Origin of the sequence: Pseudomonas spirodelae (genome assembly GCF_034653255.1) — a bacterium.
GTDB lineage: Bacteria > Pseudomonadota > Gammaproteobacteria > Pseudomonadales > Pseudomonadaceae > Aquipseudomonas > Aquipseudomonas spirodelae.
Genome location: NZ_JAYEET010000036.1, coordinates 125,406 through 144,745, shown reverse-complemented (window position 1 = coordinate 144,745; position 19,340 = coordinate 125,406). Strand labels below are relative to the sequence as shown.

Below are 19,340 nucleotides of genomic sequence, written 5' to 3'. Positions count from 1 at the left end.
CAACCATGGCAGAACAAACAGCTTCGGGCTATATCCAGCACCACCTGCAGAACCTGACATACGGGCAACTGCCGAATGGTGATTGGGGCTTTGCCCACACCGCGCAAGAAGCAAAAGAAATGGGCTTTTGGGCATTCCACGTCGATACCCTCGGCTGGTCAGTTGCCCTTGGCTTACTTTTCGTCCTGCTGTTCCGCATGGCAGCGAAGAAGGCCACGTCCGGTCAACCTGGCGGCCTGCAGAACTTCGTTGAAGTGCTGGTCGACTTCGTTGATACCAGCGTCAAAGACAGTTTCCATGGTCGCAGCGCTGTGATTGCACCGCTGGCTCTGACGATCTTCGTCTGGGTCTTCCTGATGAACGCCATCGACCTGATTCCGGTCGACTGGATTCCGCAGTTGGCGATTCTGATCAGTGGCGATGCGCACATCCCATTCCGCGCCGTTTCCACCACTGACCCGAACGCGACTCTGGGCATGGCCCTGTCGGTGTTCGCGCTGATCATTTTCTACAGCATCAAGGTCAAGGGCATTGGCGGCTTCATCGGCGAGCTGACCCTGCACCCATTCGGTAGCAAGAACCTGTTTGTGCAGGCACTGCTGATCCCGGTCAACTTCCTGCTGGAATTCGTCACCCTGATCGCCAAGCCTATTTCCCTGGCTCTGCGTCTGTTCGGCAACATGTATGCCGGCGAGTTGGTATTTATTCTGATCGCTGTGATGTTCGGCAGCGGTCTGCTCTGGCTGAGTGCCTTGGGCGTTGCCTTGCAGTGGGCGTGGGCGGTATTCCACATCCTGATCATTACCCTGCAAGCGTTCATCTTCATGATGCTGACCATCGTCTACCTGTCGATGGCGCACGAAGACAACCATTAAGAACGCCTAGGCGCTCATAGTGGACGCCCGCAAGGGCACAGAAGCACCGGTTTTGTTTTACCGCTTTACCCTTAGAAAACCTTAACCAATACGACATAAAAAGTCGGGAGGAAAGATGGAAACTGTAGTTGGTCTGACCGCTATCGCTGTAGCACTGCTGATTGGCCTGGGTGCCCTGGGTACCGCCATTGGTTTCGGCCTGCTGGGCGGCAAGTTCCTGGAAGGCGCTGCGCGTCAGCCGGAAATGGTTCCAATGCTGCAAGTGAAAATGTTCATCGTCGCTGGTCTGCTCGACGCCGTGACCATGATCGGTGTTGGTATCGCACTGTTCTTCACCTTCGCGAACCCCTTCGTTGGTCAACTCGCAGGCTAATACTCTGGAATCCCAGCAATGGGATTTCAAGTAATTGGTTTGACGGACAACGAACGAGCGAGGTGTTGGCGTGAACATTAATGCAACCCTGATTGGCCAGTCCGTTGCCTTCTTCATCTTCGTGCTGTTCTGCATGAAGTACGTGTGGCCTCCGGTCATTACGGCTTTGCAAGAACGTCAGAAGAAGATCGCAGACGGCCTGGATGCTGCTAGCCGTGCGGCTCGTGACCTGGAGTTGGCCCAAGAGAAAGTGGGTCAGCAACTGCGCGAAGCCAAAGGTCAAGCAGCCGAGATCATTGAGCAAGCCAAGAAACGCGGTACCCAGATCGTCGACGAAGCCCGTGAACAGGCTCGCGTCGAAGCTGACCGTGTGAAGGCTCAGGCTCAGGCCGAGATCGAACAGGAAATCAACGGTGTCAAAGACGCGCTGCGTGCCCAACTGGGTAGCCTGGCCGTTAGCGGTGCCGAGAAGATTCTGGGCGCATCTATCGACCAAAACGCGCATGCGGAGCTGGTTTCCAAACTGGCAGCCGAAATTTAAGCGAGGGCGCGATCATGGCAGAACTGACCACGTTGGCCCGACCTTACGCCAAGGCTGCCTTTGAGTATGCTCAGGCCCACCAGCAACTGGCCTCTTGGTCAGCCATGCTCGGCCTGGCTGCAGCGGTGTCGCAAGACGACACCATGCAAAGCCTGCTCAAAGCACCGCGTTTGACGAGTACAGACAAGGCCACCACGTTTAATGACGTGTGTGGTGACAAGTTCGACGCCCAGGTACGCAATTTCATTCACATCGTCGCTGAAAACGATCGCCTGGCCCTGTTGCCAGAGATCGTTGAACTGTTCGAGCTTTACAAAGCCGAGCAGGAAAAGTCGATCGACGTGGATGTCACCAGTGCCTTCGCATTGAGCGATGAACAGCAAGACAAACTCGCCAAGGTTCTCAGTGCACGGCTCGGCCGAGAAGTGCGTCTGCACGCCGCGGAGGATGCCACCCTTATCGGTGGTGTCGTTATCCGCGCCGGCGACCTGGTTATCGATGGCTCAGTTCGCGGCAAAATCGCGAAGCTGGCCGAAGCATTGAAATCTTGAGTTTGAAGGGGCAGCAGAGCTATGCAGCAACTCAATCCTTCCGAAATAAGTGAAATCATCAAGGGGCGTATCGAGAATCTCGATGTCGCCTCTCAAGCCCGTAACGAAGGCACTGTCGTCAGCGTATCTGACGGTATCGTGCGTATTCACGGTCTCGCCGACGTTATGTACGGCGAAATGATCGAGTTCCCGGGCGGTGTCTACGGTATGGCACTGAACCTGGAGCAAGACTCCGTGGGTGCAGTGGTTCTGGGGGCTTATACCTCCCTGGCCGAAGGCATGAGCGCCAAGTGCACGGGCCGCATCCTGGAAGTTCCGGTTGGTCCGGAATTGCTGGGTCGCGTTGTCGACGCACTGGGCAACCCAATTGACGGCAAAGGCCCACTGAACAACGTCGCTACCGACGCTGTTGAGAAGGTTGCGCCGGGCGTGATCTGGCGTAAGTCGGTCGACCAGCCGGTGCAAACCGGTTACAAGTCGGTCGATGCCATGATCCCGGTTGGTCGTGGTCAGCGTGAGCTGATCATCGGTGACCGTCAGATCGGTAAAACCGCTCTGGCCATCGACGCCATCATCAACCAGAAGAACAGCGGCATTAAGTGCGTCTACGTTGCCATTGGTCAGAAGCAATCGACCATCGCTAACGTGGTGCGCAAGCTGGAAGAAAACGGCGCGTTGGCTAACACCATCGTTGTCGCGGCATCCGCTTCCGAATCCGCTGCGCTGCAGTTCATTGCACCGTACGCCGGTTGCACCATGGGCGAATATTTCCGCGACCGCGGTGAAGACGCACTGATCGTTTATGACGATCTGTCCAAGCAAGCAGTGGCTTACCGCCAGATTTCCCTGCTGCTGCGCCGTCCGCCAGGCCGTGAAGCCTACCCAGGCGACGTGTTCTATCTCCACAGCCGTCTGCTGGAGCGCGCATCGCGCGTTTCCGAAGAGTACGTTGAGAAGTTCACCAATGGCGCCGTGACTGGCAAGACCGGTTCCTTGACCGCTCTGCCGATCATCGAAACCCAGGCTGGCGACGTTTCCGCGTTCGTTCCGACCAACGTGATCTCGATCACCGACGGTCAGATCTTCCTGGAATCGGCCATGTTCAACTCGGGTATCCGTCCTGCGGTCAACGCCGGTATTTCGGTATCCCGCGTGGGTGGTGCTGCACAGACCAAGATCATCAAGAAGCTCTCCGGTGGTATCCGTACCGCTCTGGCTCAGTACCGTGAACTGGCAGCATTCGCCCAGTTTGCTTCTGACCTGGACGAAGCCACCCGTAAGCAGCTTGAGCATGGTCAGCGCGTTACCGAGCTGATGAAGCAGAAGCAATATGCGCCAATGTCGATCGCTGACATGTCCGTATCGCTGTATGCCGCTGAGCGTGGTTTCCTGGTCGACATCGAAGTTGCCAAAGTTGGCGCATTCGAACAGGCCCTGATTGCTTACTTCAACCGGGATCACGCCGCTTTGCTGGCGAAGATCAACGAGAAGGGTGACTTCAATGACGACATCGATGGCCAGCTGAAAGCCGGTATCGAGAAGTTCAAGGCCACCCAAACCTGGTAAGCCGCAGTGGGGACCGCGAGGTCCCCGCTTGCTAACCCGATAGGTGTCAAATGGCAGGCGCAAAAGAGATTCGCAGCAAGATTGCGAGCATCAAAAGCACGCAGAAGATCACCAGCGCCATGGAAAAGGTGGCGGTCAGCAAAATGCGCAGAGCACAAATGCGCATGGCTGCTAGCCGTCCCTACGCGGAGCGTATCCGTCAGGTGATTGGTCATCTGGCCAACGCCAACCCGGAATACCGTCACCCGTTTATGATCGAGCGCAATGTTAAGCGCGTCGGTTATGTGGTGGTGAGCTCGGACCGTGGTCTGTGTGGTGGTCTGAACACCAACCTGTTCAAGGCTCTGGTCAAAGACATGGCGAGCAATCGCGAGCAAGGCGTGGAGATTGATCTCTGCGTTGTTGGCAGCAAAGGCGCGGCGTTCTTCCGCAACTTTGGTGGCAACATCGTTGCTGCGATCAGCCACCTGGGCGAAGAACCATCGATCAATGATCTGATTGGTAGCGTCAAGGTAATGCTCGATGCCTACCTCGATGGTCGCATCGATCGTTTGTCCGTGGTCTCGAACAAGTTCATCAATACCATGACGCAAAAGCCGACAGTGGAGCAGTTGATTCCGCTGGTGGCCGATCCGGATAAAGAACTCAAGCACCACTGGGATTACCTGTACGAACCCGACGCCAAAGAGCTGCTGGACGGCTTGATGGTGCGTTACGTGGAGTCGCAGGTGTACCAGGCAGTGGTTGAGAACAACGCGGCTGAACAAGCGGCCCGGATGATCGCGATGAAAAACGCCACCGATAACGCTGGCGATATCATCAAAGACCTGCAGTTGGTTTACAACAAAGCACGTCAGGCAGCGATTACCCAGGAAATTTCGGAAATCGTCGGCGGCGCTGCCGCGGTTTAAGCACGGTTCAAATATTCAGAGGAACCAAAGATGAGTAGCGGACGTATCGTTCAAATCATCGGCGCCGTTATCGACGTGGAATTCCCGCGTGATCAAGTGCCGAATGTTTATGAAGCGCTGAAAGTAGTCGGCGCCGAAACCACTCTTGAAGTTCAGCAGCAGCTGGGCGACGGCGTGGTACGTACCATTGCAATGGGTTCGACCGAAGGCCTCAAGCGTGGCCTGAATGTCGGCAGCACTGGCGCAGGTATCCAGGTACCGGTTGGGGTGAAAACTCTGGGCCGTATCATGGACGTGCTGGGCAACCCAATCGACGAGGCTGGCCCGATTGGCGAAGAAGAGCGTTGGGGCATTCACCGTCCTGCGCCAACCTACGCCGAACAAGCTGGCTCCAACGAGCTGCTGGAAACCGGCATCAAGGTTATCGACCTGGTTTGCCCGTTCGCCAAGGGCGGTAAAGTCGGTCTGTTCGGTGGTGCCGGTGTAGGCAAAACCGTAAACATGATGGAACTGATCCGTAACATCGCCATCGAGCACAGCGGTTATTCCGTGTTCGCCGGTGTGGGTGAGCGTACTCGTGAGGGTAACGACTTCTACCACGAGATGAAGGACTCCAACGTTCTCGACAAGGTAGCCCTGGTTTACGGTCAGATGAACGAGCCACCAGGCAACCGTCTGCGCGTAGCACTGACCGGCCTGACCATGGCCGAGAAGTTCCGTGACGAAGGCCGTGATGTGCTGTTCTTCGTGGACAACATCTACCGTTACACCTTGGCCGGTACTGAAGTATCCGCACTGCTGGGCCGTATGCCTTCCGCAGTGGGTTATCAGCCGACCCTGGCCGAAGAAATGGGCGTTCTGCAAGAGCGTATTACTTCGACCAAGACCGGTTCGATCACCTCGATCCAGGCCGTCTACGTTCCTGCGGACGACCTGACCGACCCAAGCCCGGCGACCACCTTCGCCCACTTGGACGCCACCGTTGTACTGTCCCGTGACATCGCCTCCCTGGGTATCTACCCAGCGGTCGATCCACTCGACTCGACGTCGCGCCAGCTGGACCCGATGGTTATCGGTCAGGAGCACTACGACACCGCTCGCGGCGTTCAGTACGTGCTGCAGCGCTACAAAGAGCTGAAGGACATCATCGCGATTCTGGGTATGGACGAACTGTCCGAAACAGATAAGCAGCTGGTATCCCGTGCTCGTAAGATCCAGCGCTTCCTGTCCCAGCCGTTCTTCGTGGCCGAAGTCTTCACCGGTTCGCCAGGTAAGTACGTCTCCCTGAAGGACACCATCGCTGGTTTCAGCGGTATTCTGAAAGGTGACTACGATCACTTGCCAGAGCAGGCGTTCTACATGGTTGGCAGCATCGAAGAAGCTGTCGAGAAAGCGAAGAAACTGTAATCACCCGTGCGCTCGGTAACGGGCGCTTACGGTCTGTTTGCCCACCTCATCGTGTGCAAACAGATCGATAGTGAGGTTAGACATGGCTATGACAGTCCATTGCGACATCGTCAGCGCAGAAGGCGAGATCTTCTCCGGTCTGGTCGAGATGGTGATTGCGCACGGCAACCTGGGTGATATCGGTATCGCTCCAGGCCACGCGCCGCTGATCACCGACCTCAAGCCGGGTCCGATTCGTCTGGTCAAGCTGGGTGGCGAATCCGAGGTGTTCTACATCTCTGGTGGCTTCCTGGAAGTCCAGCCGAGCATGATCAAAGTGCTCGCCGATACCGTGCAGCGTGCTGCCGATATCGATGAAGCTGCTGCTCAGCTGGCCCTGCAGGCTGCTGAGAAAGCCTTGAATGAGAAAGGCGCGGAGTTCGACTACGGTTCCGCCGCCGCTCACTTGGCTGAGGTCGCGGCTCAGCTGCGTACCGTTCAGCAGTTGCGCAAGAAGTTCGGCGGTTAATTTCGCTGCTTCATCGCAAACGAGTAAAAGGGTAGCCTTGGCTACCCTTTTTCTTGCCTGTCATTTCATCTTTTCAGTTGGTTGTGTCGTGGAGTTATCCACAGGGAACAACCGGCGCTTGCCCAGGACCCTCTTCTATGTCGCTCGATATCGTCATCCTCGCCGCCGGCCAAGGCACCCGTATGCGTTCGGCCTTGCCCAAAGTGCTGCACCCGGTTGCCGGTAAAGCCATGCTCGGTCATGTCATCGACACGGCTCGCCAGCTAAAGCCGAACGGCATACATGTGGTGATCGGGCATGGCGCGGAATTGGTGCGCGAGCGATTGGCGGCGGATGATCTGAATTTCGTCCTGCAAACCGAACAACTCGGCACCGGCCATGCCGTAGCCCAGGCGCTACCGGCCTTGAGCGCCGAGCGCGTGCTGATTCTCTATGGCGACGTACCGCTGATCGAAGTTGAAACCCTGCAGCGTCTGTTGCAACAGGTCAGCGAGCAGCAGCTTGGGTTGCTGACGGTCAATCTGAACGACCCAACCGGTTACGGCCGCATCGTCCGTGATGCCGCTGGCGTGGTGAAGGCCATTGTCGAGCACAAGGACGCCAGCACCGAGCAACGGAAAATCAGCGAAGGCAACACCGGCATCCTCGCCGTACCGGGGAAGAAACTGGGCGATTGGCTCGGTCGTCTGTCCAACAGCAACGCCCAGGGTGAGTACTACCTGACAGACGTAATCGCCATGGCCGTAGCCGATGGCCTGGTGGTCGCCACCGAACAGGCGGCTGACGAGATGGAAGTGCTGGGCGCCAACGATCGCATCCAGCTTTCGCAGCTGGAGCGTCACTACCAGTTCCGCGCGGCGCGCCGCTTGATGCTGCAAGGTGTGACCCTGATCGACCCGGCGCGTTTTGATTTGCGCGGTGAAGTCACGGTAGGTCGCGATGTCACCATCGATATCAACGTAATCCTTGAAGGTCAGGTGGTCATTGAAGATGGCGTGCAGATCGGCCCGAACTGTGTGATCAAGAACAGTACCCTGCGTAAAGGCGCCATCGTTAAAGCCAACAGCCATCTGGAAGGTGCCGAAGTAGGCGAGGGCGCCGATTGCGGGCCGTTCGCCCGTCTGCGTCCGGGTTCCGTGTTGGGCGCCAAGGCTCATGTGGGTAACTTTGTTGAGCTGAAGAACGCCAAGCTGGGTGCAGGCGCTAAGGCGGGTCACCTGAGTTATTTGGGTGACGCTGAAATCGGCGCACGTACCAATATCGGCGCCGGCACCATCACCTGTAATTACGATGGCGCCAACAAGTTTAAAACCGTGCTGGGCGAAGACGTGTTTATTGGCTCCAACAGCGCCCTGGTTGCACCGGTAACTTTAGGCGACCGTGCGACCACTGGTGCAGGTTCGGTGATTACCAGCGACGTACCGGATAACACCTTAGCCGTCGGCCGCGCCAAGCAGCGCAATATCGAAGGCTGGAAGCGCCCAACCAAGAAGTGAGGCGGACGTAGGATGGGTCGGGCCGCGCAGGTTGAGCGTAGCGATACCCATGCTGCCTGGTGATGGCTTACGCCTGTGGCTAACCCATCCGACGGCCATTCATCACTTTCCTGCTTGACGCAAAAGCTTCGTTAGGTTTTGATTCGCACCGCTATCTTTCGAATCGAAACCTTTAATGTCGAAACGCAACACGCCACAACGTCGCCACACCATCCTTGCCCTGCTCGCCGAGCAAGGTGAAGTGAGTGTCGACGCCCTGTCGAAAGCCTTCGCCACCTCTGAAGTGACCATTCGCAAAGACCTCGCGGCGCTGGAAAAGAGCGGCCTGCTGTTGCGTCGCTACGGCGGTGCGGTGCCCATTCCGCAGGAGCTGATCAGCGACGTTCAGCCGATCTCGCAGTACAAACAGGCCATCGCCCGTGCTGGGGTGGCGCGCATTCGCGAGCATGCACGGATCATCATCGACAGCGGCACCACCACGGCGGCAATGATCCCGCAGCTGGGCTATAAACCTGGCTTGGTGGTGATGACCAATTCGCTGAATGTCGCCCGTGCCATCAGCGAACTGGAGCATGAGCCCATACTGCTGATGACCGGTGGCACCTGGGACCCGCATTCGGAATCCTTCCAGGGCCAGGTCGCCGAGCAAGTGCTGCGTTCCTATGATTTCGATCAGCTGTTTATTGGTGCTGATGGCATCGATCTGAACCGTGGCACCACCACCTTTAATGAGTTGCTCGGGCTTAGCCGGGTGATGGCGGAGGTGGCCCGCGAAGTGGTGGTGATGGTCGAGAGCGACAAGATCGGCCGCAAGATTCCCAACCTGGAGCTGCCCTGGGGCGGCATCCATACCCTGATTACTGACGAGCGCCTGGATAACCAGGCCCGTGAACAATTGACCGCGCGTGGGATCAAGCTGATCTGCGCCAGCGTCGAGGCTTAAGGAGAAGAATATGTGTGGCATCGTAGGCGCAGTCGCCGAACGCAATATCACCGCCGTGCTGGTTGAAGGCCTCAAGCGCCTGGAATACCGCGGTTACGACAGCGCCGGTGTGGCGTTGCTTAACGATCAGGGCGAACTGTACCGCAGTCGCCGTGTCGGCAAGGTCAGTGAGTTGGAAGCGGCACTCCGCCAGGAGCCGCTGGCGGGTCGCCTGGGTATCGCCCACACCCGTTGGGCCACCCACGGTGCGCCAAGCGAGCGTAATGCCCACCCGCATTTCTCCGGCAGTGAACTGGCGGTAGTGCACAACGGCATTATCGAGAACCACGAAGAACTGCGTGCTCAGCTCAAAGGCCTCGGTTACACGTTCAGCTCCGACACCGATACCGAAGTGATCGTCCATCTGCTCGATCACACCCTCAAATCTCAGCCTGATTTGACCGCCGCCCTCAAACTGGCGGTTAAGCAACTGCACGGCGCTTACGGCCTGGCGGTGATCAGTGCCAAGCAGCCTGACCGTCTTATCGCGGCGCGCAGCGGTAGCCCGCTGGTGATTGGTTTGGGTTTGGGTGAGAACTTCCTCGCCTCCGACCAGCTGGCCCTGCGTCAGGTCACCGACCGCTTTATGTACCTGGAAGAAGGCGATATCGCCGAAATCCAGCGCGACAGCGTGCAGATTTGGGATGCCTCCGGTGAGCCTGTGACGCGCGAGAGCGTGCAATACCACGAGGGTGCGGAAGCCGCCGACAAGGGCGAGTACCGCCACTTTATGCTTAAGGAAATCCACGAGCAGCCCAAGGTCGTGCAGCGCACCCTGGAAGGCCGTCTGGGCACAGATCATGTATTAGTGCAGGCGTTTGGTCCGCAAGCGGCCGAGTTGTTCGGCAAAGTAAAAAACGTGCAGATTGTGGCCTGCGGCACCAGTTACCACGCCGGTATGGTCGCGCGCTATTGGTTGGAAGGCCTGGCCGGGATTCCCTGCCAAATCGAAGTGGCCAGCGAATTCCGTTACCGCAAGGTGGTGGTGCAGCCGGACACCCTGTTTGTCAGCATCTCCCAGTCTGGCGAAACCGCCGACACCCTGGCAGCCCTGCGCAATGCCAAGGAGCATGCACCCGGCCAGGGTGGCTATCTGGCCAGCCTGGCGATCTGCAACGTCGGCATCAGCTCGCTGGTGCGTGAGTCCGATCTGACCCTGCTGACCCAAGCAGGCCCGGAAATCGGTGTAGCCTCAACCAAAGCCTTCACCACCCAGTTGGTCGCGCTGATGCTGCTGACCCTGTCCCTCGGTCAGGTGCGCGGCACCCTGGATAAAACCCTGGAAGCCGAGCTGGTGGAAGAGTTGCGTCGCCTGCCGACCCGCCTCGGTGAAGCCTTGGCCATGGACAGCGTGGTGGAGAAGGTCTCCGAGTTGTTCGCTGAGAAGCACCACAGCCTGTTCCTCGGCCGTGGCGCGCAGTATCCGGTGGCAATGGAAGGTGCGCTCAAACTCAAGGAAATCTCCTATATTCACGCCGAAGCCTACCCGGCTGGCGAGCTCAAGCATGGCCCGTTGGCGTTGGTCGACAGCGACATGCCGGTGGTGACCGTGGCGCCGAACAACGAACTGCTGGAAAAGCTCAAATCCAACCTGCAGGAAGTCCGCGCCCGTGGCGGCGAGCTGCTGGTGTTTGCCGATGAGCAGGCGGGCATGAGCAATGGCGAGGGCACCCACGTGGTGAACATGCCGCATATCCACGATGCCCTGGCACCGATTCTCTACACCATTCCGCTGCAGCTGCTGTCCTATTACGTGGCCGTACTCAAGGGCACCGACGTCGACCAACCGCGTAATCTGGCGAAATCGGTAACGGTTGAATAAGCAGGGGCGAGCTGATGAAACGTGAAGATATAAAGAATAAGCAGGCTCAGGGTGGGGTCTTTGATACACATATCATCGTCAACCCGGCCAATACCCGGGAATGGATTGTGATGTTGAAGAAAGGCGCAGGCACCAGCTTCTTTCTGGTTGATGACCAGGAGCAGGTGGAGTCCTTCGCTGACCTCAATGGTTTGATCGAAGAGCTGCGGTTACTGGGGATCAAGGCTGCGGAGATTCATCTCTAGCAGCCTGTTAATCGTCCGCTGACCTGAACAGGTGGCGATGCTCGGCGTTATACAGCGCCGAGTCGGCGAACTGTTCGGCGTGCAGCACACGGCCGACGAGGATCAGCGCGGTGCGGCGAAATCCCTTGGCGCACACCTGTTCTTCGATGGTGGCGAGGGTGCCGCTGACCCAATCCTGATCCGGCCAGCTGGCCCGGTGCACCACGGCAATCGGGCAATCCGCGCCGTAATGCGGCAGCAACTCAGTGACGATTTTGCTCAGATGTACCACGCCGAGGTGAATGGCCATGGTCGCGCCGTGACGGGCCAGGTCGCCCAGCGCCTCGCCCTCGGGCATATTCGATTTGCTCGCGTAGCGCGTGAGAATCAGTGTCTGCGACACCTGGGGCAGGGTCAGCTCGCTTTCCAGCAGGGCGGCGCAAGCAGCGGTCGCCGTAACGCCGGGAATGATCTGGAAGGGAATTTCCAGCCGACGCAGGTGGCGGATCTGTTCGCCAATCGCGCCATATAGCGACGGGTCGCCGGAATGCACGCGGGCCACGTCCTGGCCTTTGCTGTGCGCCTGGGCAATCAGCTCGATAATTTCATCCAGGTGCAGCTCAGCCGTGTTCACCACCTGCTCAGCGTTATGGCCTTCCAGCACCGCTGCCGGCACCAGCGAGCCGGCGTAGAGAATTACCGGGCAGCTGCGTAGCAGGCGCTGGCCTTTGACGGTGATCAGCTCGGGGTCGCCGGGGCCGGCACCGATAAAGTAGACGGTCATGACACATCCTTGGGTGCAATCGACGCCAGCGCGCAGGTGGCACTGGCGTTGCGGGTTTTTTCGCCAAGCAGTCGGGCCGGTTGGCCGCCCAGGCGTTCGGCCAGCGCCAGGGCGCAGGGTTCCGCGACTGCCGGGCTGCCGGTGGCGGCCAGGGTAATCGGCGAGCTTTGCACGTCTGGTTGATAGGGCTGCAGTTCTGCCGAGTTGAAAAGGCTCAGCTGCAGGCCGAGGCGATTGGCCAGTGCCTGCAGACCCGGCTCGTCACGCTTGTGCGCGATGCTCGCCAGCCCCGCCAAGTTATCCACAGTCAGGCCATGTGCCTGCAAGCTGTGCAGCAGCAGGCTGAGCAAATCTTCCATACTGCAGCCGCTGCGACAGCCGAGCCCGGCGACCACTTGAATAGCGGCGGGGCAATTATCGACAGGGCTGGGCATGATCTACGGCGCTCGGTTTCTGCGGCGGCGTAGCTGATCATGGCGGCTCTTAGCGGTCAACCGTGATTGACCGGCCGTCATGGTCTGCGTAGCCTTGGCGCGTTCGAGGTTCTTCGCGGCTCTGCCGCTGAAGCTAAGAGGGAACAAGGTGAATGCCTTGGCTGCCCCCGCAACTGTGAACGGTCGAAAGCCCTTCGATACACCACTGCCGCAGGCGGGAAGGTGAAGGGTCGCGCAGCGCGCAGATCGTGAGCCAGGAGACCTGCCTCGTCACGCTTTCGACAACCGGGCGGGGTGATCCGGTGGTGTTGGCTGACGCCCCGTGGCTGTCATGTCTGTGCCGCCTCCTGCTCGTCTTTCTTTCGACGTCACGCAGGACTCGCCATGCAAACCCTCGGCAAACTTCCCGTCACCATCGTCACCGGCTTTCTCGGTGCCGGTAAAACCACCTTGCTGCGCCACATGCTGGAAAACGCGGGCGGTCGGCGTATCGCGGTGATCGTCAACGAGTTCGGCGAGCTGGGTATTGATGGCGAAATCCTCAAGCAGTGCTCCATCGGTTGCAGCGAAGAAGAGGCTAATGGCCGCGTCTATGAGCTGGCCAACGGTTGCCTGTGTTGCACCGTGCAGGAAGAGTTCTTCCCGGTGATGCGCGAGTTAGTGGCGCGCCGTGGTGAACTCGACCATATCCTGATTGAAACCTCCGGCCTGGCCCTGCCCAAGCCGCTGGTGCAGGCGTTCAACTGGCCGGAAATCCGTAACGCCTGCACCGTTGATGCGGTGATCACCGTGGTCGACAGCCCAGCCGTGGCCGCCGGTACCTTCGCCGCTTTCCCTGACCAGGTCGATCAGCAGCGCAAGCTTGACCCAAACCTCGACCACGAATCGCCGCTGCATGAGCTGTTCGCAGATCAGTTGGCCAGCGCTGACCTGGTGATCCTCAATAAAGCCGACTTGCTCGACGCCGCCGCCCTGGCGGCGGTGCGCGCCGAAGTGGCGGAAGAGTTGCCGCCGGCAGTGAAAATCATCGAAGCCCATGGCGGTGAACTGCCGCTGAACGTGCTGTTGGGCCTCAACTGCGAAACCGAGCTGCACATCGAAGGCCGCAAGACCCACCATGACCTGGAAGGCCATGAAGAGCACGATCACGACGAATTCGACTCGTTCCACGTGGAACTACCGGAGGCCGAGGAAGCACGCTTGCTGGGCGCATTGAAGGACGCAGTAGCCAAGCATGGCGTCCTGCGCATCAAGGGTTTCGCGGCGATTCCCGGCAAACCGATGCGTTTGTTGCTGCAAGGTGTTGGCCAGCGCTTCGACAAACACTTCGACCGCGCCTGGCAGGCTGACGAAGTGCGGGTCAGCCGCTTGATCGTGATTGGTCAGCATCTTGATCAGGCTGTCATCAGCGCTGAATTGCAGGCGGCATTGGCGAACTAAGCCCCCATGCATCTAATCCGCACCCAGCCCGGCAGCCAAGTACCGGTCGACAGCATCGCCGACCTCGGCCAGACACCGGCCGAGCTGGTGATTCTCTGCACCGGCGATTCACAGTTGTCGCTGTTGGCTGAGGTGGCGCGGCAGTTACCCGAGGATTATCCCAGCCTGCGTCTGGCCAGCCCGGCGCAGTTGAGCAATCACGCCTCGGTGGACCTCTATGTCGAGCAGGTGCTGCAACACGCCAAGGTGATCCTGATTGCCGTGCACGGCGGCGTCAGTTACTGGCGCTACGGCATCGAGCGTTTGGTTGAGCTGGCCGAGCGCGGTGCGCGGGTGATCATGGTGCCCGGCTGCGACAATCCCGACCCTGAGCTGATGGGCTTGAGCACTGTACCGCTGGCTGAGGCCGAGCGGCTCTGGCAGTTCCTCCGTCAGGGCGGCGCGCAGAATGCGCGGCAGCTGTTCAATTGCATCGCCAGCCAGTGGCTGCAGCGTGACTATGTCTGGGGCGAGCCGCAGCTGTTGCCGCGCGTGGGCCTCTATCACCCGCAGCAGGCCCGCGCGGTTTTGGCCGACTGGCAGGCTAATTGGCAAGCGACTGCGCCGGTGGTGGCGCTGCTGTTTTATCGCACTCAAGTGCAGGCGGCGAACACCGGCTTTATCGATGTGTTCTGTCAGCGCCTGCAGGCTCAAGGCCTCAACCCGCTGCCGATTGCCGTGGCCAGCCTCAAGGAGGCCGCCTGCCTGGCCCAGGTCGAAACCTGGCTGGACGACACCGGCACGGCGCTGATCATCAACACCACCGCGTTCGCCTTATCCAACCCGGAAGCACCGAGCGAGCGACCTTTCCGCCGCGATATCCCGGTACTGCAAGCCATTTGCTCGCTGGATAACCATGAGCAATGGCAAGCCAGCGCCCAAGGTCTGGGCTCGCGCGACCTGGCCATGCATGTCGTGTTGCCCGAGCTGGATGGCCGCCTGATTACCCAGCCGATCAGCTTCAAGGGCCTGGCCTGGCGCAGTGAGCGCAGCCAGAGCGATGTGGTGTGTTATCAGCCGCATTTAGCGGGAATGGATTTTGTCGCTGAGCTGGCGCGCAACTGGATCGCCCTGGCCGACAAGGCCAACGCCGACAAGCGCATCGCTCTGGTGCTGGCCAACTACCCGACTCGCGATGGGCGCATCGGCAATGGCGTTGGCTTGGATACCCCGGCGGCGGCGCTGAATATCCTCAAGGCGCTGCAACAGCAGGGCTACCCGGTTGCAGGGTTGCCCGACAGCGGCACCGCGCTGATCCACCAGCTGCTCGGCGGCGTGACCAATGATCTGGACAGCCTCGACGCACGACCCTGCGCGCAGAGCCTGGCGCTGGATGAGTACCTGGCGTTTTTCCACAGTCTGCCGGCGGCCAACCAGCAGGCGGTGCGTGAACGCTGGGGCGGACCGGAACGTGATCCGATGTTCCGAGGAGGGCGGTTGATGATCGCCGGCCTGCGCTTCGGCCTGACTTTTGTCGGCATCCAGCCGGCGCGTGGTTATCAGCTGGATGCAGCGGCGGTGTATCACGACCCCGATCTGGTGCCGCCGCACGGCTACTTGGCGTTTTACTGCTGGTTGCGCAGAGTTTTTGCTGCCGATGCCGTGATTCACGTCGGCAAGCACGGCAACCTGGAATGGCTGCCGGGCAAGAGCGTCGGCCTGTCGGAACAATGCTGGCCGAGCGCGATTCTTGGCCCGCTGCCGAATATCTACCCGTTTATCGTCAATGATCCGGGTGAGGGCGCGCAGGCCAAGCGGCGCACCCAGGCGGTGATCATCGACCACCTGATGCCACCGCTGACCCGCGCCGAAAGCTACGGCCCGCTGCGTGATCTGGAGCGTCTGGCCGACGAGTATTACGAGGCCAGCCAGCTCGATCTGCGCCGCGCCGCCGAACTGCGTGGCGAGATTCTGCTCAAGGTGCGCGAGGCCAGTCTGGATCGCGAACTGGGCCTGCAACTTAACGAAGATCCCAATAGCTGGCTGCCGCAGCTCGACGCCTATTTATGCGATTTGAAGGAATCGCAGATCCGCGATGGCCTGCATGTATTTGGCGAATCACCGGCCGGCACGCTGCGCCGCGATACCTTGCTGGCGCTGCTGCGCATTCCCCGTGGCGATGGCCAGGGCGGCAATGCCAGCCTGCTGCGCGCCTTGGCCAGCGATCTGCAGCTGGGCTTCGACCCGCTCGACTGCGATATGGCCGCGCCCTGGCTGGGCCCGCGTCCGGCGCTGTTGGCTGGGTTAAGCGATGAGGCCTGGCGCAGTGCCGGCGATACCCGCGAGCTTTTGGAGCTGTTGGCCCTGCGCCTGATTGAGTCAGCGGATGTCGAAGCCGTGGGCGGGCAAAGTCGCCAAGTACTGCAGCGTTTGCGTGAGCAGATTGCGCCACTGCTGGATGCCTGCGGCGATGCCGAGATGCACGGTTTGTTATCGGCGCTGAGCGGGCGGTTTGTCCCAGCTGGGCCGAGTGGCGCGCCGAGTCGCGGGCGTCTGGATGTACTGCCCACTGGGCGCAATTTCTACAGCGTTGATGTGCGCAACCTGCCCACGCCGACGGCCTGGCGCATCGGTGTGCAAGCGGCGGATCGTCTGCTTGAACGGCATTTGCAGGATCACGGCGACCACCTGCGCCAGCTCGGCCTGTCGATGTGGGGCACGGCGACCATGCGCACCGGCGGTGATGACATGGCCCAAGCCCTGGCGCTGATGGGCGTGCGCCCGGTGTGGCAGGCCGGCAGCCAGCGCGTTGAACGCTTCGAGGTGCTGCCGTTGACGCAACTTGGCCGCCCTCGCGTGGACGTGACCTTGCGCGTTTCCGGGTTCTTCCGCGATGCCTTCAGCAACCTGATTCGGCTGTTCGATGATGCCGTGCAGGCGGTGGTTGATCTCGACGAGCCGGAGGACATGAACCCGCTGTCGGCGCGGGTCTGGCGTGAATCGCTTACCCTGCAGGACAGCGGCCTGGACGAAGCCGAGGCGCGCAAACAGGCGGGCTGGCGAGTGTTCGGCTCCAAGCCGGGGGCTTATGGCGCAGGCGTGCAGAACGCCATCGAAGAACGCCTGTGGCAAACCCGCGAGGACCTGGCCGAGGTCTACCTGAACTGGGGCGGCTACGCCTACGGCAAACACAGCGAAGGCACCCCGGCGCGGGCGCAGTTCGCCGAGCGTCTGGAGCAGATGCAGGCGGTGCTGCACAACCAGGACAACCGCGAACACGACATTCTCGACTCCAACGACTACTACCAGTTTCAGGGCGGCATGCTCGCGGCGGTGGAAACCCTGCGCGGCGCCAAGGTGGCCAGCTACCACGGCGACAACAGCCAGCCGGATACCCCGCGCATCCGCACCTTGAAGGAAGAGCTCAACCGCGTGGTGCGCGCCCGCGCGGCCAACCCCAAGTGGATCGAGGGCATGAAGCGCCACGGCTACAAAGGCGCGTTCGAGTTAGCGGCGACCATCGACTATCTGTTCGCCTTCGACGCCACCAGCGAACTGGTCGACGACCACCAGTACGCGCTGCTCACCGATGCCTATCTGCTCGACAAAAGCACCCGCGACTTTATCCAGCAGCACAACCCTGGCGCCCTACAGGACATCATCGAACGCTTGCTCGAAGCCCAACAGAGGGGCCTCTGGCAGGAGCCGGGCGAGTACCGCGAGACCCTGGAAAACCTGCTGATCGACAGCGAAGAGTCTTAAAAAACCTCGCGGCTAAAGCCCCTCCCACGGAGCAGCTAGTTCTGTGGGAGGGGCTTTAGCCGCGAACCGGTTGGGTTAAACCAGATCGCGCATGCGTACGGCGGCGTTGACCAGCATGCGTTCGGTGCCGTCCCAGCCGAGGCAAGCATCGGTGATCGACACGCCGTAGCGCAGTTCGCCGCCGAGGCTTTGCGCACCATCGAACAAGTGGCTTTCGATCATCACCGCGCGCAGGGCCGTGTCGCCGGCCAGGCGTTGATCGAGCATGCTGCGTAGCACCTCGGGCTGGCGCAGTGGGTTTTTGCCGCTGTTGGCGTGGCTGCAGTCGACCATGATCCGTGGCGTTATGCCTTGGCGCTCCAGCTCGGCGCGCGCGGTGGCGATGCTGGCAGCGTCGTAGTTCGGCCCGCCATGGCCGCCGCGCAGCACTAGATGGGTGTCCGGGTTGCCGTGGGTCTGTACCAGCGCCGGGCGGCCGTGACCATCGACGCCGAAGTGCTGATGGGCATACGCCGCGGAGCGCATGGCGTCGCAGGCGATACCGAGGCTGCCATCGGTGCCGTTCTTGAAGCCCACTGGCATCTCAAGGCCGCTGACCAGCTCGCGGTGTACTTGGGATTCGCTGGTGCGTGCGCCAATCGCCGCCCAGCCGAGCAGGTCGTCGAAGTAGCCGGCCACCAGCGGTTGCAGAATTTCACTGGCCAGCGGTAGGCCCAGTTCCAGCAGGCGCAGCATCAGCTGCCGCGAGCGCCGCAATCCTTCAGTCATGTCGCCGCTGCCATCCAGCCCCGGGTCGTACACCAGCCCCTTCCAGCCCACCGTGGTGCGCGGTTTTTCGACGTAGGCGCGCATCACCAGCAGCAGGCGATCACCTACCCGTTGGCTGAGGGCGGCCAGGCGCTCAGCGTATTCGAGTACGGCGGCATCGTCGTGCAGGGAGCAGGGGCCAACGACTACCAGCAGGCGCGGGTCGTGACCGTCGAGAATGGCGCGGATGGCCTGGCGTTGTTGCTGCACCTGGCGCGCCAGAGCGGCAGAGAGGGGCAGCTGTTCGCGCAACTGGGCGGCGCTGGGCAGTGGCGAGGTCTGGCGGCGGGTCTTTGTTTCGACCAGGTGCAGATCGGCGGATTTAGCGGTGGAGCTGGTGTTAATGGCTACGGACATGCTGGTTTCCTCGGCCGGCGCGGTCGTTACCGCGCGCGGCGTGCTAACTGGGGCGATGGGGTGTTCGATTGAGCGGTTGCGCGGCGCAGCCGCTGGTAAATCGCCAGTCGTAGCGGTAATAGGTTTGGTAGGTGATGCAGTTGATATAGGCGGTCATGCTGAAATCCTCTGTGCAAAATATGTGAGCCGGAAAAACAAAACCCCCGGTCGGGAGGCCGACCGGGGGTTTCGAGAAACTGTCTGGTGGCGACCCTGAGTTGCTAGGGCGCCTGTGGGGTATCAGGCGCGCCTATGGCTAAACCAATACCCATAAAAATACGCAGCGGCCGCCATCACAGACGCCTGGGCACGCGCGATGACGATGCAGGCTGCATCGAGGCGAGTGCTGTTCAGGATCAGGGTTGGCGACATGGAAAGCTCCGTTGAATGGTCCTGAAGGTAATTCAGGGGGCGGGGCGATTGCAAGCCCTAGGCGCGCGCTAAAGCGCTTGCCGAGGGTTTTTACTCAGGTGTAGATAATG

At 60.3% G+C, this 19,340-nt stretch carries 17 protein-coding genes and 1 riboswitch; of the genes, 14 read left to right on the top strand and 3 right to left on the bottom strand.

Translation table 11 applies throughout. From position 1 onward, the window contains the following. Positions 1 to 5: 5 nt before the first annotated feature. From atpB to SOP97_RS11395, 12 genes are all read left to right on the top strand, one after another. On the top strand, positions 6 to 875 hold the full coding sequence (gene atpB / locus SOP97_RS11450; RefSeq protein ID WP_274088524.1) for a F0F1 ATP synthase subunit A: 870 nt from the start codon (positions 6 to 8) through the stop codon (positions 873 to 875). A gap of 115 nt (positions 876 to 990) precedes the next feature. Further along, entirely contained in the window at positions 991 to 1,248 is a 258-nt protein-coding gene (atpE, locus tag SOP97_RS11445) for a F0F1 ATP synthase subunit C (protein ID WP_002555987.1), read from the top strand. A gap of 70 nt (positions 1,249 to 1,318) precedes the next feature. Continuing rightward, positions 1,319 to 1,789 carry a F0F1 ATP synthase subunit B gene (locus tag SOP97_RS11440; RefSeq protein ID WP_090240971.1) on the top strand — a complete coding sequence of 157 codons (471 nt, stop codon included), beginning with the start codon at positions 1,319 to 1,321 and terminating at the stop codon, positions 1,787 to 1,789. 14 nt (positions 1,790 to 1,803) lie between these two features. Continuing rightward, a complete protein-coding gene (locus tag SOP97_RS11435) occupies positions 1,804 to 2,340 on the top strand; it encodes a F0F1 ATP synthase subunit delta (RefSeq protein WP_274088525.1) in 537 nt (178 codons plus the stop codon). Between the two features lie 21 nt (positions 2,341 to 2,361). Continuing rightward, a complete protein-coding gene (gene atpA, locus SOP97_RS11430) occupies positions 2,362 to 3,906 on the top strand; it encodes a F0F1 ATP synthase subunit alpha (RefSeq protein WP_274088526.1) in 1,545 nt (514 codons plus the stop codon). Between the two features lie 50 nt (positions 3,907 to 3,956). Further along, on the top strand, positions 3,957 to 4,817 hold the full coding sequence (gene atpG / locus SOP97_RS11425) for a F0F1 ATP synthase subunit gamma (RefSeq protein WP_274088527.1): 861 nt from the start codon (positions 3,957 to 3,959) through the stop codon (positions 4,815 to 4,817). 30 nt (positions 4,818 to 4,847) lie between these two features. Beyond that, the gene (gene atpD, locus SOP97_RS11420; protein WP_274088528.1) at positions 4,848 to 6,224 is read left to right on the top strand and encodes a F0F1 ATP synthase subunit beta; all 1,377 of its coding nucleotides are present in this window, start codon (positions 4,848 to 4,850) and stop codon (positions 6,222 to 6,224) included. Positions 6,225 to 6,306: 82 nt separating this feature from the next. Further along, the gene (locus SOP97_RS11415; RefSeq protein ID WP_274088529.1) at positions 6,307 to 6,732 is read left to right on the top strand and encodes a F0F1 ATP synthase subunit epsilon; all 426 of its coding nucleotides are present in this window, start codon (positions 6,307 to 6,309) and stop codon (positions 6,730 to 6,732) included. Positions 6,733 to 6,869: 137 nt separating this feature from the next. After that, on the top strand, positions 6,870 to 8,228 hold the full coding sequence (gene glmU, locus SOP97_RS11410; protein ID WP_322949261.1) for a bifunctional UDP-N-acetylglucosamine diphosphorylase/glucosamine-1-phosphate N-acetyltransferase GlmU: 1,359 nt from the start codon (positions 6,870 to 6,872) through the stop codon (positions 8,226 to 8,228). A gap of 175 nt (positions 8,229 to 8,403) precedes the next feature. Beyond that, the gene (locus SOP97_RS11405) at positions 8,404 to 9,171 is read left to right on the top strand and encodes a DeoR/GlpR family DNA-binding transcription regulator (protein WP_322949260.1); all 768 of its coding nucleotides are present in this window, start codon (positions 8,404 to 8,406) and stop codon (positions 9,169 to 9,171) included. Between the two features lie 10 nt (positions 9,172 to 9,181). After that, entirely contained in the window at positions 9,182 to 11,032 is a 1,851-nt protein-coding gene (gene glmS / locus SOP97_RS11400; RefSeq protein ID WP_322949259.1) for a glutamine--fructose-6-phosphate transaminase (isomerizing), read from the top strand. A 14-nt stretch (positions 11,033 to 11,046) separates the two neighbouring features. Beyond that, positions 11,047 to 11,277, top strand: a complete 231-nt coding sequence (locus SOP97_RS11395; protein WP_274088533.1) for a hypothetical protein — start codon at positions 11,047 to 11,049, stop codon at positions 11,275 to 11,277. A gap of 7 nt (positions 11,278 to 11,284) precedes the next feature. Here the strand turns inward: SOP97_RS11395 and cobM are convergent, their stop codons facing one another. Together cobM and SOP97_RS11385 are read right to left on the bottom strand one after the other, a co-directional pair. After that, positions 11,285 to 12,040, bottom strand: coding sequence for a precorrin-4 C(11)-methyltransferase (cobM, locus tag SOP97_RS11390; RefSeq protein ID WP_322949258.1), 756 nt, complete (start codon positions 12,038 to 12,040; stop codon positions 11,285 to 11,287). Next, entirely contained in the window at positions 12,037 to 12,474 is a 438-nt protein-coding gene (locus tag SOP97_RS11385; protein WP_274088535.1) for a cobalamin biosynthesis protein, read from the bottom strand. The genes cobM and SOP97_RS11385 overlap by 4 nt, the downstream gene beginning before the upstream one ends. Positions 12,475 to 12,563: 89 nt before the next feature. Further along, positions 12,564 to 12,757: riboswitch (cobalamin riboswitch) on the top strand. Positions 12,758 to 12,858: 101 nt separating this feature from the next. On the opposite strand from SOP97_RS11385, the gene cobW reads away from it, so the two are divergent. Further along, a complete protein-coding gene (cobW, locus tag SOP97_RS11380; protein ID WP_274088536.1) occupies positions 12,859 to 13,914 on the top strand; it encodes a cobalamin biosynthesis protein CobW in 1,056 nt (351 codons plus the stop codon). 6 nt (positions 13,915 to 13,920) lie between these two features. Then, positions 13,921 to 17,655: a cobaltochelatase subunit CobN gene (gene cobN / locus SOP97_RS11375; RefSeq protein WP_274088537.1), complete on the top strand. Its 3,735-nt coding sequence runs from the start codon at positions 13,921 to 13,923 to the stop codon at positions 17,653 to 17,655. Positions 17,656 to 17,730: 75 nt separating this feature from the next. Here cobN and SOP97_RS11370 read toward each other — a convergent pair whose 3' ends face one another. Then, the gene (locus SOP97_RS11370; RefSeq protein WP_411912054.1) at positions 17,731 to 18,807 is read right to left on the bottom strand and encodes a 3-deoxy-7-phosphoheptulonate synthase; all 1,077 of its coding nucleotides are present in this window, start codon (positions 18,805 to 18,807) and stop codon (positions 17,731 to 17,733) included. Positions 18,808 to 19,340: the final 533 nt, after the last annotated feature.

Bases quoted from the DNA above. Each gene is read 5' to 3' on its own strand.
- cobM (WP_322949258.1), bottom strand. From the start codon at position 12,040: ATGACCGTCTACTTTATCGGTGCCGGCCCCGGCGACCCCGAGCTGATC.
- SOP97_RS11405 (WP_322949260.1), top strand. From the start codon at position 8,404: ATGTCGAAACGCAACACGCCACAACGTCGCCACACCATCCTTGCCCTG.
- atpD (WP_274088528.1), top strand. From the start codon at position 4,848: ATGAGTAGCGGACGTATCGTTCAAATCATCGGCGCCGTTATCGACGTG.
- atpA (WP_274088526.1), top strand. From the start codon at position 2,362: ATGCAGCAACTCAATCCTTCCGAAATAAGTGAAATCATCAAGGGGCGT.
- SOP97_RS11385 (WP_274088535.1), bottom strand. From the start codon at position 12,474: ATGCCCAGCCCTGTCGATAATTGCCCCGCCGCTATTCAAGTGGTCGCC.
- atpE (WP_002555987.1), top strand. From the start codon at position 991: ATGGAAACTGTAGTTGGTCTGACCGCTATCGCTGTAGCACTGCTGATT.
- atpB (WP_274088524.1), top strand. From the start codon at position 6: ATGGCAGAACAAACAGCTTCGGGCTATATCCAGCACCACCTGCAGAAC.
- SOP97_RS11395 (WP_274088533.1), top strand. From the start codon at position 11,047: ATGAAACGTGAAGATATAAAGAATAAGCAGGCTCAGGGTGGGGTCTTT.
- glmU (WP_322949261.1), top strand. From the start codon at position 6,870: ATGTCGCTCGATATCGTCATCCTCGCCGCCGGCCAAGGCACCCGTATG.
- SOP97_RS11415 (WP_274088529.1), top strand. From the start codon at position 6,307: ATGGCTATGACAGTCCATTGCGACATCGTCAGCGCAGAAGGCGAGATC.
- atpG (WP_274088527.1), top strand. From the start codon at position 3,957: ATGGCAGGCGCAAAAGAGATTCGCAGCAAGATTGCGAGCATCAAAAGC.
- cobW (WP_274088536.1), top strand. From the start codon at position 12,859: ATGCAAACCCTCGGCAAACTTCCCGTCACCATCGTCACCGGCTTTCTC.
- SOP97_RS11435 (WP_274088525.1), top strand. From the start codon at position 1,804: ATGGCAGAACTGACCACGTTGGCCCGACCTTACGCCAAGGCTGCCTTT.
- cobN (WP_274088537.1), top strand. From the start codon at position 13,921: ATGCATCTAATCCGCACCCAGCCCGGCAGCCAAGTACCGGTCGACAGC.
- glmS (WP_322949259.1), top strand. From the start codon at position 9,182: ATGTGTGGCATCGTAGGCGCAGTCGCCGAACGCAATATCACCGCCGTG.